The 16,649-nt window shown below is 75.4% G+C and carries 9 protein-coding genes and 1 pseudogene; 2 read left to right on the top strand and 8 right to left on the bottom strand.

The genetic code is table 11. The annotated features are described in order from the left end of the window. Window positions 1-115 precede the first annotated feature (115 nt). On the bottom strand, window positions 116-742 hold the full coding sequence (locus ACFRQN_RS24820) for a PadR family transcriptional regulator (protein ID WP_049656855.1): 627 nt from the start codon (window positions 740-742) through the stop codon (window positions 116-118). 79 nt (window positions 743-821) lie between these two features. Between ACFRQN_RS24820 and ACFRQN_RS24815 the strand changes: the two genes are divergently transcribed. Continuing rightward, window positions 822-1,793, top strand: coding sequence for an endonuclease/exonuclease/phosphatase family protein (locus ACFRQN_RS24815; protein ID WP_375874125.1), 972 nt, complete (start codon window positions 822-824; stop codon window positions 1,791-1,793). Window positions 1,794-1,806: 13 nt separating this feature from the next. Here ACFRQN_RS24815 and ACFRQN_RS24810 read toward each other — a convergent pair whose 3' ends face one another. The 4 genes from ACFRQN_RS24810 to ACFRQN_RS24795 form a co-directional block, all read right to left on the bottom strand. After that, window positions 1,807-3,018 carry a PP2C family protein-serine/threonine phosphatase gene (locus ACFRQN_RS24810; RefSeq protein ID WP_143204490.1) on the bottom strand — a complete coding sequence of 404 codons (1,212 nt, stop codon included), beginning with the start codon at window positions 3,016-3,018 and terminating at the stop codon, window positions 1,807-1,809. 191 nt (window positions 3,019-3,209) lie between these two features. Next, window positions 3,210-6,443, bottom strand: coding sequence for a UvrD-helicase domain-containing protein (locus ACFRQN_RS24805; RefSeq protein WP_380742214.1), 3,234 nt, complete (start codon window positions 6,441-6,443; stop codon window positions 3,210-3,212). A gap of 32 nt (window positions 6,444-6,475) precedes the next feature. Further along, window positions 6,476-9,892, bottom strand: a complete 3,417-nt coding sequence (locus tag ACFRQN_RS24800; RefSeq protein WP_380742212.1) for an ATP-dependent helicase — start codon at window positions 9,890-9,892, stop codon at window positions 6,476-6,478. A gap of 92 nt (window positions 9,893-9,984) precedes the next feature. Continuing rightward, window positions 9,985-10,338 carry an MGMT family protein gene (locus ACFRQN_RS24795; RefSeq protein ID WP_049657293.1) on the bottom strand — a complete coding sequence of 118 codons (354 nt, stop codon included), beginning with the start codon at window positions 10,336-10,338 and terminating at the stop codon, window positions 9,985-9,987. Between the two features lie 135 nt (window positions 10,339-10,473). On the opposite strand from ACFRQN_RS24795, the gene ACFRQN_RS24790 reads away from it, so the two are divergent. Further along, window positions 10,474-13,212, top strand: coding sequence for a lysylphosphatidylglycerol synthase transmembrane domain-containing protein (locus ACFRQN_RS24790; RefSeq protein ID WP_234348593.1), 2,739 nt, complete (start codon window positions 10,474-10,476; stop codon window positions 13,210-13,212). Window positions 13,213-13,290: 78 nt separating this feature from the next. On the opposite strand, the gene moeZ is transcribed toward ACFRQN_RS24790, so the two are convergent. The 3 genes and pseudogenes from moeZ to ACFRQN_RS24775 form a co-directional block, all read right to left on the bottom strand. Then, complete coding sequence (gene moeZ / locus ACFRQN_RS24785) at window positions 13,291-14,469, bottom strand: adenylyltransferase/sulfurtransferase MoeZ (protein WP_380742210.1); 1,179 nt, start codon at window positions 14,467-14,469, stop codon at window positions 13,291-13,293. A gap of 230 nt (window positions 14,470-14,699) precedes the next feature. Further along, window positions 14,700-15,674, bottom strand: coding sequence for an NAD-dependent epimerase/dehydratase family protein (locus ACFRQN_RS24780; protein ID WP_380742208.1), 975 nt, complete (start codon window positions 15,672-15,674; stop codon window positions 14,700-14,702). Window positions 15,675-15,816: 142 nt separating this feature from the next. After that, window positions 15,817-16,649, bottom strand: a pseudogene (locus tag ACFRQN_RS24775) (hypothetical protein); the annotation flags it as partial.

The following is a 16,649-nucleotide window of genomic DNA, read 5'->3' as shown; positions in this document are numbered from 1 at the left end:
CTCTTGGGTGTGGGACACGAATTCCCCCCTTGTGCTGGGTGTGGGCTCGGAGTCGGGCCGAGCCTGGTGGTTCGGGTGGCGCGCGGACTCACGCGCGCGGACTCAGGCGGTGGGCTCAGGCCCGCAGGCGGCGGCCGCGTTTCGCGGGCGCGCCGTCGTCGCGGGCGGCCTCGGCGGTGCGGGCCTGCAGGAGCTCGGCCTGCTGGGCGAGCCGGGTCTCGCAGTGGTCGAGCCAGCGGATCTCCGCTTCGGTCTGGAAGATCAGCTGGTCGAGGACGAGCAGCCAGGCGAGGTCGTTGCTGGCGGAGGGCACCACGCCGGGGCGCTTCTCGCCGGCGAGGGCGCGGCCCTTGAGCCGGGTGTAGTCCTGGAGCGCCTTGATGCTGTGCCGGCGCTGGCCCTGGACGACGGCGGAGACGTCCACTCCGGGGACGGTGACCGCCATGGCGAGCTTGATCGCCAGTTCGTCGCGCGGGGGGTTGGTCCGGGGCACCGGGGTGTCGAACCAGGACCGCAGCTCCTCCCGGCCGGCGTCGGTGGCGGCGTAGAACTGGTGGCCCTCGCCGTCCTCCCCCGCGGGCTCGACCAGCCCGTCGCGCTCCAGTCGCGACAGCGTGGTGTAGACCTGCCCGACGTTGAGCGGCCAGGTGGCGCCGGTGCGCGCCTCGAACTCGGTGCGCAGCTGGTAGCCGTAGCGCGGGCCCTGGTCGAGCAGGGCGAGCAGACCGTGACGGATGGACATACCGAGTATGTATACCCGGTATGCCCTACCGCCTCAAGCCGGACCCCCCTCCCCCGGGGACCGGGTACCGTCGTGCGGTGTGAGCCAGTTGCGCATCGCCACCTTCAATCTGTTGCACGGACAGCCGCTCGCCCCGGACGGCGCGCCGCGGCCCTACCCGTCCGACCCCGGCGGGCCGTTGGCCGAGGCGGTGGCCGCACTGGACGCCGACGTGCTGGCGCTCCAGGAGGTGGACCGCCACCAGGCGCGCTCCGGCCTCACCGACCAGGCGGCGGTGGCCGCCGCGGCGATGGGCGCCAAGGACTGGCGCTTCGCCGCCGCGCTGCACGGCCGCCCGGCGCCGGTCGCGGGCTGGGTGCCGGAGCCGTCCGGTCCGGTCGGCCTGCGGGTGTACGGGCCGGACGAGGTCGGCGACGGCGCCGCGCCCTCGTACGGGACGGCGCTGCTGACGAGGCTTCCGGTGCGGCACTGGCGGGCCCGCCGGTTCGCCCCGGCCCCGTTCGGGCTGCCGCTGCGGGTGGCCGGGCGGCGCGGGCTGACCCCGGTGCCGGACGAGCCGCGGGCGGCGCTGGCGGCCGTCCTGGAGGGCGAGCACGGGCCGTTCACCGTGGTGGCGGCGCACCTGTCCTTCGTCCCCGGCTGGAACATGGCGCAGCTGGCCGGCATCCGGCGCTGGATCGCCGACCTGCCCCGGCCGTACCTGGTGCTGGGCGACTTCAACCTGGTCGGCGCCGTGCCGCGGACGGTGCTCGGCGGGGCGACGGCGCTGGAGCGCACCGCGCCGCGGGCGCGGGTGCGCGAGCTGCGGGCGGCCCGGCGGGCCCGGCCCGCGCTGGCCGAGCCGCGCCGGCGCCGGGTGCGCGAGCCGCGGCCGCGCCTGCAGGGCTGGTACGACCTGGCGCGCACGCCGACCTACCCCTCGCACCGGCCGGCGGTGCAGTTCGACCACGTGCTGGCGATCGGTGTGCCGCGGACGGCGGTCGGCCCGGCGGCGGCGCCGCGCGCGGTGGTGTCGGACCACCGCCCGCTGCTGGTCGAGGTGTCCCTGTAGGGCCTCTGGGTCCTCAGTGGCGCGCCAGGACCCCGGCCTGCTGCGGGAGGTGGACGGTGGCCGCGCCCCGGGGTGCTCCGGGCCCGAGCGCGGGCGGCGGGTCGAACTGGAGCAGCAGCATGGCCGCGTCGTCGCCGAGCTGGCGCCCGACGTGGCGCACCACGTCCTCGTGCAGGCGCTGCAGGACGTCGGCCGGGCGGCCGGCGGCGCAGCGCGGGAGGCGTTCGGCGAGCGGGTAGAAGACGCCGGCGCGGTCGCGGGCCTCGATCACCCCGTCGGTGAACAGCAGGACCCGGTCCTCGCCCTGGAGCAGCAGCCGGTGCACCGGCGGGCGGACGTCGGCCGGGTCGAGGACGCCCAGCGGCGGTACGGTCTCGGCGAGTTCGAGCGGGCTGACCTCGCCGCCGCGCAGCAGCAGCGGGGCCGGGTGGCCGCAGTTGACGATCTCCGCGGCGCCGTCGGGGCGGACGCCGATCAGCACCAGGGTGACGAACTCCTCCTCCACGCCCGGGTGGTCGTTCTCGTGCAGGGCGCGGTCGAGGCTGACGGCCAGCCAGCCGGCCACCCGGTCCAGGGCGGCCTCCTGGTGGGCGGCCTCGCGGAAGGCTCCGAGCACGGCGGCGGCCGTCTCCACCGCGCCGAGGCCCTTGCCGCGGACGTCCCCGACCACGGCCCGCACCCCGTGCCGGGTGTTGACCACCTCGTAGAGGTCGCCGCCGATCCGGGCGTGCGCGGCGGCGGCCTCGTAGTGGACGGCCGCCCGGACGGTGCCGACCCGTTCGGGGACGGGCCGCAGCAGCACCCGGCGGGCGATCGAGGCGACCAGCTGGGCGTCGGCCAACGCCTGTTCCTGGCGCAGTCTCAGGGTGGCGCTGACCCAGCCGATCGCGGCGACGAGCAGGATCGCGAAGACGCTGGCGGCGTGCACGGACTCGCCGAGCGTGTCGCTGCGGAAGGCCATCAGGAAGGCCGCCGCCTCGGTGCCCAGACCGATGGCGAGCGGGTACCAGGTTCGGCGGCTGACCACGGCGGCCAGCGCGGGTACGGCGGTGAGGGCCGGTTCGACCGTCACCTCGGTGCCGCTGAGGTAGTCGAGGGCGACGATCAGCACCATGCCGATGAACGGCAGCGCCAGCGCCGTCCTCGGCCAGGTGCCGGTCGCGCGCGGAGCGGGCCCCGGTGTCGGCCCGGTGAACCGCTCTCTGATCCATCCGGTCGCGCTCAACTTCGGTCTCTCCAGCAGAAGACGCCGATGCCCGAGGGCACCTGCGGTGATGACTGAGGGTCAGGGAATACGGGCCTCGCTGGCGGCCGGAGCACGGGGGTTGACCGGTTACCGACCCCACAATAGGCGCGAAACGTGCATGACGCACAGGTTTCGGGCACTGGCGTGATGACTTGGATGCTCTGTGTGACTCAATAGTCACTGTTCCCGATCAGGAGCCGTTCCAACTCTTTTCGGTCGGGAAGTCCTGCGGGACGGACGATCCGTCCGCTGCGGACGTACAGGAAGGAAGCCGTGACCTGCTCGGGATCGACGCCCGCGTGCTCGGCCCAGGCCAGCCGGTAGACCGCGAGCTGCAACGGGTCGGCGGTCTCCTCCCGGTGGGTCTTCCAGTCCACCACTTCGTAGCGTGACGCACCACCGGATTCCGACAACGCGTCATCTTCCCGGTAGACCGCGTCGATCCGTCCCCGCACCACCCGTCCCGCCAGCACCAGCTGGAACGGCGCCTCCACCCGGTGGGGCTTGCGCTGCGCGTACGGGGTGCGCAGGAACGCCTCCTTGAGCCGCTCCAGGTCCTGCTCGTCCTCGATGCCGTCGTCGTCGGCGCCGGGCAGCGCGCCGGGCTCGACCAGCAGCAGCGGCTCGATCCGGGACTGCACCCAGGCGTGGAAGCGGGTGCCGCGCCGGGCCGCCGGCTGCGGGGGGCGCGGCATCGGACGGGCCAGCTCGTGCGCGAAGCCGTCCGGGTCGGCGGCGAGGCGCAGCAGCTGGGTGGCGGACAGCGAGGCGGGCAGCGGCACGTCCCGCGCGGTGCGCCGGGAGCGCTCCAACTCGCCCAGCAGCGCGGTCAGATCGCGGTCCCAGGAGGCGACCTGGCGCTGGTCCTCGGAGGTCAGCTCCTCGGCCTCGGGGGCCGCCGCGCCCGCCACCCGCGCGCGCACCACCTCGGCGACCCGGCGGCGGGCGTGCTGGGCGGCCGGGTCCAGCGGCAGCGGCCAGGGGCGCTCGACCGGGGAGGCCAGCGCCGGGTTCTCGGCGCCCTTCTCCGGCTGCTCGGCCCAGTGCTCGACCTCGCCGGCGCCGGGCCGCTCGCAGTGCTCGCGCAGCCGCTCCAGGAAGTCGGACGGGCCGCGGACGGTCTTCTGGCTCGGCCCCCACCAGTGCCCGGAGGCCAGCAGCAGCGACCGGGGGCGGGTGAACGCCACGTAGCCCAGGCGCAGTTCCTCGACGGCGGAGTGCTCGGCCAGCTCCTTCTTGAAGGCCGTCATCGACTTCCCGTTCCACCCGCCGCGCACGTCGGGCAGCGTTTCGGCGTCGCCGCGCAGGGCGTGCGGGAGCACGCGCTTGGTGCTCGTCCAGCGTTCGCGCGGGCTGGACGACGGGAACGCGCCCCGTACCAGGCCGGGGACGGCGACCACGTCCCACTCCAGGCCCTTGGACTTGTGCGCGGTGAGCACCTTCACGGTGTCCTCGCCACCGGGCAGGCTGCTGTCCAGGCCGCGCTCGTACTCCTGGGCGGCGCGCAGGAAGCCGAGGAAGGCGGCGAGGCCCGGGTCGCCGTCGAGGTCGGCGAAGGAGGCGGCGACGTCCAGGAAGGCGTGCAGGGTCTCCCGCCGCCGGGCGGCCAGGGCCTGTGGGGAGGCGGCGAGTTCGACCTCCAGGCCGGTGACGGACAGCACCCGGTGCAGCACGTCCATCAGCGGGTCGGCGAGCGAGCGGCGCAGGTCGCGCAGCTCGGCGGCGAGCCGGGCGAAGCGCACCCGCGCCTCGGCGGAGAACGGCAGGTCGTCGGGCTTCCCCTCGTCGCCGGCCGAGGCGTCGAGGAAGGTCTCCACCGCGTCGGCCAACGAGACCACCTCGGTCGGGTCGGCCTCGGCGACGGCCGCGGCCAGCGCCTCGACGCCCTCGGGGTGGTCGGTGCGCACCAGGTCGGCGGCCCGGCGGCCGAGCAGGGCGAGGTCGCGCGGGCCGATCCGCCAGCGCGGGCCGATCAGCAGGCGCACCAGCGCGGCGTTGGCGGTCGGGTCCTGCAGCACCTCGCAGACCGCCACCAGGTCGGCCACCTCGGGCAGCTGCAGCAGCCCGCCGAGGCCGACCACCTCGACCGGCACCTCCCGGGCGACCAGCGCGGCGTGGATGTCCGGGAAGGCCGCGCCGCCGCGGCACAGCACGGCGATCCGGCCGGGCGCGGTGCCGGTGCGCACCAGGTGGGCGATCGAGTCGGCCAGCCAGTCGACCTCCTCGGCGTGGGTGGGCAGCAGCGCCGCGCGCACGTAGCCGTCCCGCTCGGCGCCGGGGGCCGGGCGCAGCGCCTCCACGCCCTCGTGCATCTCCCGCAGCGGGGCGGCGAGTTCGTTGGCGAAGGCGAGCAGGCGGCCGCCGCTGCGGCGGTTCTCGCTGAGCGCGTAGCGGTCGGCGGGGCGGCCGTCGGCCTTCGGGAAGTGCCGGGGGAACTCGTCGAGGTTGGCCACCGAGGCGCCGCGCCAGCCGTAGATCGCCTGGCAGGGGTCGCCGACGGCGGTCACCGGGTGGCCGCTGCCGGTGCCGGTTCCGTCGCCGGGGGCGCCGAACAGGCCGGCGAGCATCAGCCGCTGGGCGACCGAGGTGTCCTGGTACTCGTCCAGCAGCACCACCTTGAACTGGCCGCGCAGCAGCTCGCCGACCTCCGGGCGCTGCTGGGCGAGGCGGGCGGCGGCGGCGATCTGGTCGCCGAAGTCCATCAGCCCGGCGGAGCGCTTGCGGCGCCGGTAGTCCTCGACGAGGCGCAGCAGTTCCAGCCGGGCCCGGGCGGTGGCCGGGACGGCCCGCAGGTCGTCGTTGGTGAGCTTGACGGTGGCGAGGGTGTCCAGCAGCCGCTCGTCGAACTCGCGCAGGGTCTGCGGCTCGACCAGGTGCTCGGCGAGCTCGCCGTCCAGTGCGGTCAGGTCGGCGACCAGGTTGGCGAAGGTGCCGGTGAGGGCGGGGAACGGGCCGCGGGCGGTGCGCAGCACCTTGGCGGCGAGCTGGAAGCGGGTGGCGTCGGCGAGCAGCCGGACGTCCGGTTCGATGCCGATCCGCAGGCCGTGCTCCTTGAGCAGGCGGCCGGCGAAGGCGTGGTAGGTGGAGATCTCCGGGTCGCCGAGCGGCTCGGCGCCGTCCCGGTCGACGACCCCGGCCCGCAGGAGGGAGGCGCGCACCCGCTCGGAGAGCTCGCCGGCGGCCTTGTTGGTGAAGGTGAGGCCGAGCACCTCCTCGGGCCGGACCGCGCCGGAGCCGACCAGCCAGACCACCCGGGCGGCCATCACCGTGGTCTTGCCGGAGCCGGCGCCGGCGACGATCACGGCCGGCTCCAGGGGGGCTCCGACCGCCGCCATCTGCTCCCGGTTGAACGGGATGCCGAGCAGCTCCTTGAGCTGGTCGGGATGGCTGAGCACGGCGGTCACCCCGCAACCGTAACCGGAGCGTCGGACAGGATTCACTCCACGAGCTGCGCCCCGTCGCGCTGGGCGGAGCAGCTGCGGCGGAAGGTGCAGCGGTCGCAGCCGCCGCCGGTCTGCGGGACGAAGCGCTCGGCGAGGACCTTCCCGGCCGCCTCGGCGAGCAGGTTCTCGATCCAGGGCTCGCCCTGCGGCGGCTCCTGGTGCTGCACCTTGGGGGTGTCCTGGGCGGCCTTGGCGGCGGGCTCGCGCAGGTGGACGAGTTCGGCGCCGCCAGTGTCCGGCGGGTGCCCGGGGAAGCCGGGCAGCTCGTTGAGGGCGCCGGCCCGGACGGCGAGCTGGTAGACGGCGAGCTGCTTGTGCTCGGGCAGCGACCTGTCGGTGGGTATCTGCTTGCCGGTCTTGAAGTCGACCACGTAGGCGCGCCCGGCGGAGTCCTTCTCCACCCGGTCCATCGAGCCGCGGATGCGCACCGAGACGCCGCCGACGTCGAGGGTGACGTCGAAGCCGTGCTCGGTGGCGACGAGGTCCCGGCCGCGCTCCAGGACGTGCCAGTTGAGGAAGCGCTCCAGGGCGGCGCGGGCCTCGGTCTTCTCCTGCTGGGACTTCCAGGGCGCGTCGAAGGCCAGCGCGTCCCAGACGGTGTCCAGCCGCTCCATGAGCACGGCGAGGTCGGCGGGGGTGCGGCCGGAGCCGACCTCGTCGGCGAGGGCGTGCACCACGTTGCCGAAGCCCTGGGCGGCCGAGCCGGCGCCGCGCGCCTTGACCTCCTTGTCCAGGAACCACTGCAGGGAGCAGCTCTCCAGCTGTTCCAGCCCGCTGCCGGACAGCCGGACGGGTGCGTCGGCGCTGCGCAGCGGCTCGGCGGCGGCGGTCGGGTCGTCCAGGCCCCACCAGCGTTCGGGGCGGGCGGCGGGGACCAGCGGCTGCCCCTCCTCGTCGGTGGCGGCGGCGAGGGTGGCGAGGCGTTCGGCGGCGGCGCGGCGCAGTTCGGGCGAGCGGGCGGGGTCGACGGTGACGGCGCGCAGTTCGGCGACCAGCGCGGCGACGGACAGCGGGCGGCGCGGCCGGTGGGTGACGTCCTCGACGGTGACCGGCGGGGTGCGGCGGACGACCCTGCCGGTCCTGGGGTCGACGTCCTCGCGGTAGAGCTCGCGCAGGAAGCGGGACGGTTCGTCGCCGTCGTCGGCGGGTGCCTTGACGGCGGTGACGATCAGCCGTTCCTTGGCGCGGGTCGCGGCGACGTAGAAGAGCCGGCGCTCCTCGCCGAGCAGCGCGCCCGGGGAGAGCGGTTCGGCGAGGCCGTCGCGGCCGATCCGGTCGGCCTCCAGCAGGGAGCCGCGGCGGCGCAGGTCGGGCCAGAGGCCGTCCTGGACGCCGGCCACCACGACCAGGCGCCACTCCAGGCCCTTGGAGCGGTGGGCGGTCATCAGCCGCACCGCCTCGGGGCGCACGGTCCGGACGGTGAGGGTGTCGGCGGCGATGTCCTGGGCTTCGAGTTCGGCGAGCAGGTCGAGGGCGCTGCGGTGGCCGGTGACCTGTTCCTCGGCGCGGGCGGCGGTCTCGAACAGGGCGCAGAGCGCGTCCAGGTCGCGGTCGGCGTTGCGGCCGGCCGCGCCGCCGCGCAGGGCGGCCCGTTCCAGTCGCTCGCGCCAGCGGCGGCTGCCGTCCCACAGCTCCCAGAGCGCCTCCTCGGCGGTGCAGCCGCCGGCCAGCAGTTCGCGGACCTTGCGCAGCAGGGTGCCGAGGTCGCGGGCGCGGCGGGCGTGCGCGGGGTCGAGGGCGACGAGGCGCTCGGGTTCGGCGAGGGCCTCGCGGATCAGTTCGCCGGCCGGGCGGGGGGCGGCGGCGGGGCCGGGGCCGGGGTCCGGCGGCACGCTCCCGTCGTCCGCCCCGCCCTCGGGGGTCCGGAGGCGGGCCCTGGCCTCGGCGCGCAGCGCGGCGCGTTCCTCCTCGCGCAGGGCGCGGCCGAGGCGGCGCAGGTCGGAGCCGTCGAGGCCGCCGAGCGGGCCGGTGAGCAGGGCGTGCGCCAGGTCGGTGGTGAGCGGGTCGGGGGCGTCCGGGTCGCCCTGCTTGTCGCGGGCGGCCTGTTCGGCGCAGACCCGCAGGGCGAGCAGCAGCTGGGCGACGGCCGGCTCCTCGCGCAGCGGCAGGTCGTCGCCGTCGATCTCCAGCGGGACGCCGGCCGCGCCGAGGGCCCGCCGTACGCCGGGGATGGAGCGGGCGCCGGCCCGGACGAGCACGGCCATCTCGCCCCAGGGCACGCCGTCCTCCAGGTGGGCGCGGCGCAGCAGGTCGGCGATCGAGTCGAGTTCGGCGCCGGGGGTCGGGTAGGTGTAGACCTCGACCCTGCCGCCTTCGCGGGAGGGCAGCAGGGCGCGGTGCTGGGCGAGCTTGTCGGCGGGCAGCCGGCCCATCGGCATCCGGCGGGCGACTTCCCGGGAGGCGGCGAGCAGCAGGGCGCCGGAGCGGCGGGAGACCCGCAGCACCTTGACCTCGGCGGGGCTGCCGTCGGCCTGCCGGAAGGTCTGGGGGAAGTCGAGGATGCCGTTGATGTCGGCGCCGCGGAAGGCGTAGATCGACTGGTCCGGGTCGCCGACCGCGACGAGGTCGCGTCCGCCGCCGGCGAGCCGGCGCAGCAGCCGGACCTGGGAGGGGTCGGTGTCCTGGTACTCGTCGACGAAGACGACATCGTAGCGCCGCCGCAGCTGCTCGGCGACGTCGGGGCGCTCGGCGAGCAGCACGGCGCGGTGGACGAGTTCGGCGTAGTCGAGGACGCCGCGCAGGTCGAGCACGTCGAGGTAGTCGGCGAGGAAGTGCGCGGCGGCGGCCCAGTCGGGGCGCTGGACGCCCTGGGCGAAGCGCTCCAGTTCGGCTTCGCCGAGGCCGAGTTCGCGGCTGCGGGCGAGGACGGCGCGGACCTCGTCGGCGAAGCCGCGGGTGGTCAGGCAGGCCCGCAGGTCGAGCGGCCAGGCGATCCGGCCGAGGCCGAGCTTGGCGTCCTCGGCGCCGCCGGCCAGCAGTTCGCGGACCATGACGTCCTGTTCGGGGCCGGAGAGCAGCCGCAGCGGCTCGGCGTAGTCCTCCGGGTCCTGGTGGGCGCGCAGCAGGGCGTAGCAGTAGGAGTGGAAGGTGGTGGCCTGGGGGGCGGCGGCGGTGCCGCCGAGCCGTCCGGACATCCGGTCGCGCAGTTCCGTCGCGGCCTTGCGGCTGAAGGTGAGGACGAGGATCCGCTCGGGGTCGGTGCCGTCCTCGATCCGCCGGGCGACCGCCTCGACCAGGGTGGTGGTCTTGCCGGTGCCCGGCCCGGCCAGCACCAGCAGCGGCCCGCCGGGGTGCTCGACCACGGCGCGCTGGTAGGCGTCCAGCACGGGTGGGTCGGGCTGGACGAGCGGGCTGCGCACGAGCCGGTACGGGGAGGTCACGAACGGGTCCTGGGGTCGAACAGGGGGCATGGCGGGGCGGGCCCGCGTCGGACCCGCCCGTATCGAGCCTACGGTCCCGCGCTGTCAGTCCGGTCCGTGCGGCGGCCGTCGGTCAAGCCCCCCTAGGGAATCGGCCGACCGTCCCAGCGGGCCCGCTTGAGGTCGACCCGGGGCGGGTCGGCGAGTTCGCGCAGCGGGGTGCCCTCCTCGCCGTAGTGGTCGAGGGCGCGGTGCTCGTGCCCGGGCAGCAGCCGGCCGTCCGCGCGGACGACCCGCCACCAGGGCACCGGGCCGCCGTACAGGGCCATCACCCGGCCGACCTGTCGGGGGCCGCCCTGGCCGAGGTACTCGGCGACGTCGCCGTAGGTCATCACCCGGCCGGGTGGAATCCGCTCGGTCAGGTCGAGCACCAGTTCGGCGAACGGCGGCAGGGCGTCCGGAGGGCCGTCGTGTGTTGCGTCCGTCACCTGCGGCATTCTTCCCTACGGGGGCGCGCCCGCGGCCCCGTCCGTACGATCCGCCGCGCCCGATCCGCCCCCTGTCCCGCACGGGGCGCCGGGGCATGCCACCATCTTCCGGGGCGGTGAGTGGTGATACGAGGACAAGACCAGATGACCGGGACGGCTGACGTGGGCGTGGACAAGGACTCCGACGAGTCCGCTGCCGCCGTGCCGTCGGCGCCCGGGAGCGGGGGCGAGGGCCGGCCCGAACCCGGGCCGACGCCGGAAGTCTCCCTGATCAAGGACCGGACGATCAAGACCCCCGCACCCGCGAAGACCCCCGAGCAGCCCGGCCCGCCCCCGGCCGAGACCACCGGCGCCCCGGCGCCCGCGGCCCCCGCCGCCCCGCCCGGGGAGCCCGAGCCGCCGGACGAGGCCCCGCACCTGGACGTCGACGAGCCGCTGCTCGCCGCCCGCGCGCACCGCCCGTCCGACCTGATCCGCTTCCTGGCCGGCGTCCTCGGGATCGTCGCCGTCTTCGTGCTGGCCGGCATCGCCACCTCGACCACCACCGGCATCGAGCAGGACATCGCCTCCAACGCACCGCACTTCTCCGCGGTGTTCTCCACCATCACCGGCCTGCTCTCCAGCGTCGCGGTGCTCGCCGTGCCGCTGGCCTTCGCGGTCGAGCGGCTGATCAAACGCGACGGCCTGCGGGTCGCCGACGGCGTGCTCGCCTCGGTGCTGGCGTACGGCGTCTCGCTCGGCATCGACTGGTGGGTGGCCGAAGGCGCCTCCGACCACATCCGGGACGCGCTGACCCAGCTGCCGCTGGACAGCACCGGCACCCTCACCGACCCGGTGCACGGCTACCTCGCCCCGGTGATCGCCTACATGACCGCCGTCGGCATGTCGAGCAGACCGCGCTGGCGGGTCGCCCTGTGGGTGGTGGTGGTCTTCAGCGGGGTCACCGAGCTGCTCGGCGGCTACACCACCCCGCTGTCGCTGCTGCTCACCGTGCTGACCGGCTGGTCCGTCGCGTACGGCACGCTGTACGCGATCGGCTCGCCCAACATCCGGCCCACCGGCCAGCACCTGATGATCGGCCTGCGCAAGGTCGGCTTCACCCCGGCCGGTGCCATGCGCGCCCCCGACGCCCCCGGCGGCACCCGCCGCTACCAGGTCACCCAGCAGGGCGGCCCCCCGCTGGACGTGCACATCATCGACCGCGAGCAGCAGGCCTCCGGCTTCTTCTACCGGGCCTGGCGCCGGCTGCGGCTGCGCTCGGTGGCGGTGCGCCGCAGCCCCCAGTCGCTGCGCCAGGCGCTGGAGCAGGAGGCCCTGATCGCGTACGCGGCGGCCGCCTCGGGCGCCCGCGCGCCGCAGCTGGTCGCCACCTCCGAGCTCGGCCCGGACGCCGCGATCCTGGTCTACGAGAACGTCGAGGGCCGCACCCTGGACGAGCTGGCCGACGAGGAGGTCACCGACCCGGTGATGGCCTCGATCTGGCAGTCGGTGACCGCCCTGCACGAGCGCCGGATCGCCCACCGCCGGCTCACCGGTGAGTCCCTGCTGGTGGTGGACGGGCGGACCGGCTGCCTGGTCAACCTCTCCGGCGGCGACATCGCCGCCACCGACCTGACCCTGCGGATCGACGTCGCCCAGCTGCTCACCACCTTCGCCCTGCGGATCGGCCCGGAGCGCGCCGTCGCCACCGCCAACGCGGTGCTCGGCGCCGAGCGGGTGGCGCAGGCGCTGCCGCTGCTCCAGCCGGTCGGGATGAGCCGCTCCACCCGGGTCGACCTCGCCAAGCTCACCAAGGAGCGCAAGGCCGCCGCCCGGGCCAGGGCGCTGGAGCAGGTCGCGGCCGGCGAGCGCACCCAGGAGCAGGCCGAGGAGGACATCGCGGCGGCCGGCGAGGACCTGCTGAGCCGCATCCGCGGCCAGATCCTCCAGATCGCCCCCGAGGCCCCGATGGCCCCGGCCAAGCTGGAACGGCTGAAGCCGAAGAGCCTGATCATGGTGATCGCGCTCACCTTCGCCGCCTACCTGGCCCTGACCACCATCAAGCCGGCCCAGCTGAAGCTCTCCCAGATGAACTGGGCCTGGGCAGCGGCCGCCCTGCTCGCCGCCGCCTTCAGCTACGTCGCCGCCGCGATGAGCCTGACCGGCTTCGTGCCCGAGAAGCTGCCGTTCCGGCGCACCGTCGCCGCCCAGCTGGCCGGCTCCTTCGTCAAGCTGGTCGCCCCCGCCGCGATCGGCGGCATCGCGCTCAACACCCGCTACCTGCAGAAGGCCGGCATCCGCTCCGGCCAGGCGGTGGCCTCGGTCGGCGCCTCCCAGCTGGCCGGCCTCGCCGGGCACCTGCTGCTGCTGTTCAGCTTCGGCCTGATCACCGGCAGCCAGACCAACGGGGACCTCTCCGCCTCCCGCGCGGTGATCATCGGCGTGCTGACCGCCGCCGTGCTCGCCCTGGTGGTGGCCGCCGTCGCGCCGCTGCGCCGGTTCGTGCTGGGCCGGCTGCGCTCGCTGTTCTTCGGCGTGGTGCCGCGGATGCTCGACCTGATGCAGACGCCCAGCAAGCTGGTCACCGGCTTCGGCGGCATCCTGCTGCTGACCCTCTCCTTCACCGCCTGCCTGGACTTCTCGGTGCAGGCCTTCGGCGGCGACGTCAGCTTCTCGGCCGTCGCGGTGGTCTTCCTGACCGCCAACGCGGCCGGCTCGGCGATCCCCACCCCCGGCGGCATCGGCCCGGTCGAGGTCGCCCTGATCGGCGCCCTGACCGTCGCGGACGTCTCCCCCGCGGTCGCCACCCCGGCGGTCTTCCTCTACCGGGCGCTCACCTTCTGGCTACCGGTGCTGCCGGGCTGGATCTCCTACAACGTGCTCCAGCGCAGGAACGCGCTCTGAGCCGCCCCCGGACACGGGGAAGGGCCCGCCGGTCACCTTGGGAATCCAAGGCGCGGCGGGCCCTTCCACGTGCGCGTCCTAGTAGACCGGCTTGTGCGGCTCGATCTGGTTCACCCAGCCGAGCACGCCGCCGCCCAGGTGGACGGCGTTGCCGAAGCCCGCGGCCTTGACCACGGCCAGCACCTCGGCCGAGCGCACGCCCGACTTGCAGTGCAGCACGATCTTCCGGTCCTGCGGCAGCTTCTCCAGCGCGTCGCCCATCAGGAACTCGTTCTTCGGGATCAGCACCGCGCCGGGGATGTTGACGATCTCGTACTCGCCGGGCTCGCGGACGTCGATGAGGTAGATGTCCTCCTTGTCGTCCTGCCACTGCTTGAGCTGCTGCGAGGTGACGGTCGAACCGGCGGCGGCGGCCTGCGCCTCCTCCGACACGACGCCGCAGAAGGCCTCGTAGTCGATCAGCTCGGTGACCGTCGGGTTCTCACCGCAGACGGCGCAGTTCGGGTCCTTGCGGACCTTCACCTGGCGGTAGTTCATCTCCAGGGCGTCGTAGATCATCAGCCGGCCGAGCAGCGGCTCGCCGATGCCGGCCAGCAGCTTGATCGCCTCGTTGACCTGGATCGAGCCGATGGACGCGCACAGCACGCCCAGCACGCCGCCCTCGGCGCAGGAGGGGACCATGCCCGGCGGCGGGGCCTCCGGGTACAGGCAGCGGTAGCAGGGGCCGTGCTCGGCCCAGAACACGCTGGCCTGGCCGTCGAAGCGGTAGATCGAGCCCCACACGTACGGCTTGCCCAGCAGCACCGCGGCGTCGTTCACCAGGTAGCGGGTGGCGAAGTTGTCGGTGCCGTCGACGATCAGGTCGTAGCCGGCGAAGATCTCCATGACGTTGGAGTTGTCGAGGCGCTCCTCGTGCAGCACCACGTTCACGTACGGGTTGATCTCCTTGACCGAGTCGCGGGCCGACTCCGCCTTGGAGCGGCCGATGTCCGACTGCCCGTGGATCACCTGGCGCTGCAGGTTCGACTCGTCGACCACGTCGAACTCGACGATGCCCAGCGTGCCGACACCGGCGGCGGCCAGGTACAGCAGGGCCGGCGAGCCGAGTCCGCCGGCGCCGACGCACAGCACCTTGGCGTTCTTCAGCCGCTTCTGCCCCGCCATGCCCACGTCCGGGATGATCAGGTGGCGGGAGTACCGGCGGACCTCGTCAACGGTGAGCTCGGCGGCCGGCTCGACCAGGGGTGGCAACGACACGGGGACTCCGATGGGTCTTGTTCGGGTGGCCAGGGCCAGCCTCGCTGCGGGTTGCTGCTCCGCCACTCGGGTGGCTGTCTAGGCCAACAGTGTCACGCGCCCCCGGTATTCCGAGACAGCCCGTCCGATGGGCGAGACGGGCGGCACCGGATCGTGGAACCCGCGGCCGGACCCCCGGAAGGCGCCCCGAACCCGTGGTTGACGGGCCCGGGGCGCCGCGCGGGACGCGCTCACACCCGGCAGGCCGTCTCCAGCCAGACGTCGCCCAGCGACTCCTCCAGCGGCACCTGCGTCCGCCATCCGAGACGGTCCCGGGCGGTGCGCACGTCCGCCTGCCGCCACGGCACCGGCTCGCCCGGCACCGGCCGGCCCTCCGGCCGGTGCCCGGGCAGGTGGTGGCCCGGCAGGTGGTCGCCGCCCGCCCCGACGGCCTGCGCGGGCAGCAGGACCGGCCGGTTCTCCTCGACGATCTGCCCCTCGAAGCCCGAGGCCCGCACCAGCAGCTGGGCCGCGTCCCGGGCCCGGACGGCGTGCCCGCTGCCGATGTTGACCACCCCGGTGGCGGCCGACACCGCGGCCGCCTGGATGGCCCGCGCGACGTCCCGGACGTCCACGAAGTCCCGGAACCCGGACAGGTCCGGCATCCGCACCTGGTGCTCGTCCCGCTCCAGCGCCCGCCGCAGGCCCTCGGCCAGCCGCCCGAACAGCGAGGCGGTCGGCGCCCCCGGGCCCACCACGTCGAAGACCCGCAGCACCGCCGCGTCCAGCCCGGAGGCCAGCACCAGCTCCGTCCCGGCCAGCTTGGACACCCCGTACGGGCCGACCGGCCGCGGCTCGGCCTGCTCGGAGACCGGCACCCCGCCGGGCACCGGCCCGTACTCGGCGGCCGAGCCGACGTGCACCAGCCTGGCCGGCTCCCGGCAGCGCCGGATGGCCTCGCAGACCGTCGCGACGGCCAGCGTGTTCGACCGGATCAGGGTGCGCGAGCTGCCGTAGGTGGCGCCCGCGCAGTTGATCACCACCTGCGGCGCGACCGCGTCCAGGAACCGGGCCAGCGCGCCCGGGCTCCCGGTGGTCAGGTCGAAGCGGATGTCGGCCGAGTCGCGTCGGCCGAGCACCGTCACCTGCAACTCCTGGTCCATCAGCAGACGATCGGTGACCCGGCGGCCGATGAAGCCGTCGGCGCCCAGCAGCAGCACCCTCATCGGGGGCGTCCTTCCACGAAGCCAGCTCGGGACGACCTGGCGGAACGGATTCAACGAAGTTCAACGAACGGGACGGGAGCGGGAACCGTGAACCGGGCCCCGACAAACGTCGAACGGGGGGTGGCGAACGGGCGGACGGCGCTCACCGGTGCGAGCCGGCCCGGCCGAGCACCGCCCCGGCGTACGCCAGCAGCGCCGCCGCGACGGTGCCGCCGCCGAGCAGCCAGGCCTCCGGGCCGGAGCGCCCCAGGGCGAGCGGGCCGAGCACCGCGGCGGCCCCGGCCGACGCCCCCGCCGCGGCCGCCGCCGGCCGGCCGCACCGCGCCAGCAGCACCGGCAGCACCACCAGCAGGCCCAGCACGCCCTGCGCCGCCCACTGGGCGGGGCCGGCCCGCTCGGCCGCCAGGTGCAGCAGCCCGCCGCCGTGGCCCGGCCCGGGGCGCGGGGCGACGACGGCCAGCACCGCCAGCGCGGCGAAGCTCAGCACCCCGAGCACCGCCAGGTGCAGGGCCAGCGCGACCGGGAGCACCGGCCGCATCCGGGCCCGGAACTCCGCCAGGGTGCCCGCCGCGCCCAGGTGGCCGCGGCCGAGCTGCCGGTACCAGCGGGCCGTCCGCTCGGCCGACCCGGCCGACACCGCCGCCGCCAGCACCAGCGCGACGGCCAGCGGGCGGTCCCCGCCCGGCACGGCCGGCGGGAGCAGCAGCAGCGCGGCCAGGCCCAGCCCGTGGCCCAGCGCCGCCGGCCGCAGCCGGGAGCCGGGGTACGGCCGGGGCGTCGGACCGGGCCCCAGCACCCCCGGCCCGGCACAGGGCGGGCCGGGCTCGGCCGGGGTCGGTGCGGTCAGCGCGGGCAGCAGCACCAGCGGGACGGCGGCGGGCAGCAGCACCGGCCAGCGCGGGCCCAGCGCGGCCGCCCCCGCGCAGGGCAGCGCGGCCAGCGCGGCGGCGGTCAGCGCGGCCCGGGCCGCGGCCC

Source organism: Kitasatospora sp. NPDC056800, from assembly GCF_042789775.1.
Taxonomy (GTDB): domain Bacteria; phylum Actinomycetota; class Actinomycetes; order Streptomycetales; family Streptomycetaceae; genus Kitasatospora.
This window is presented reverse-complemented; position numbering and strand designations above follow the sequence as displayed.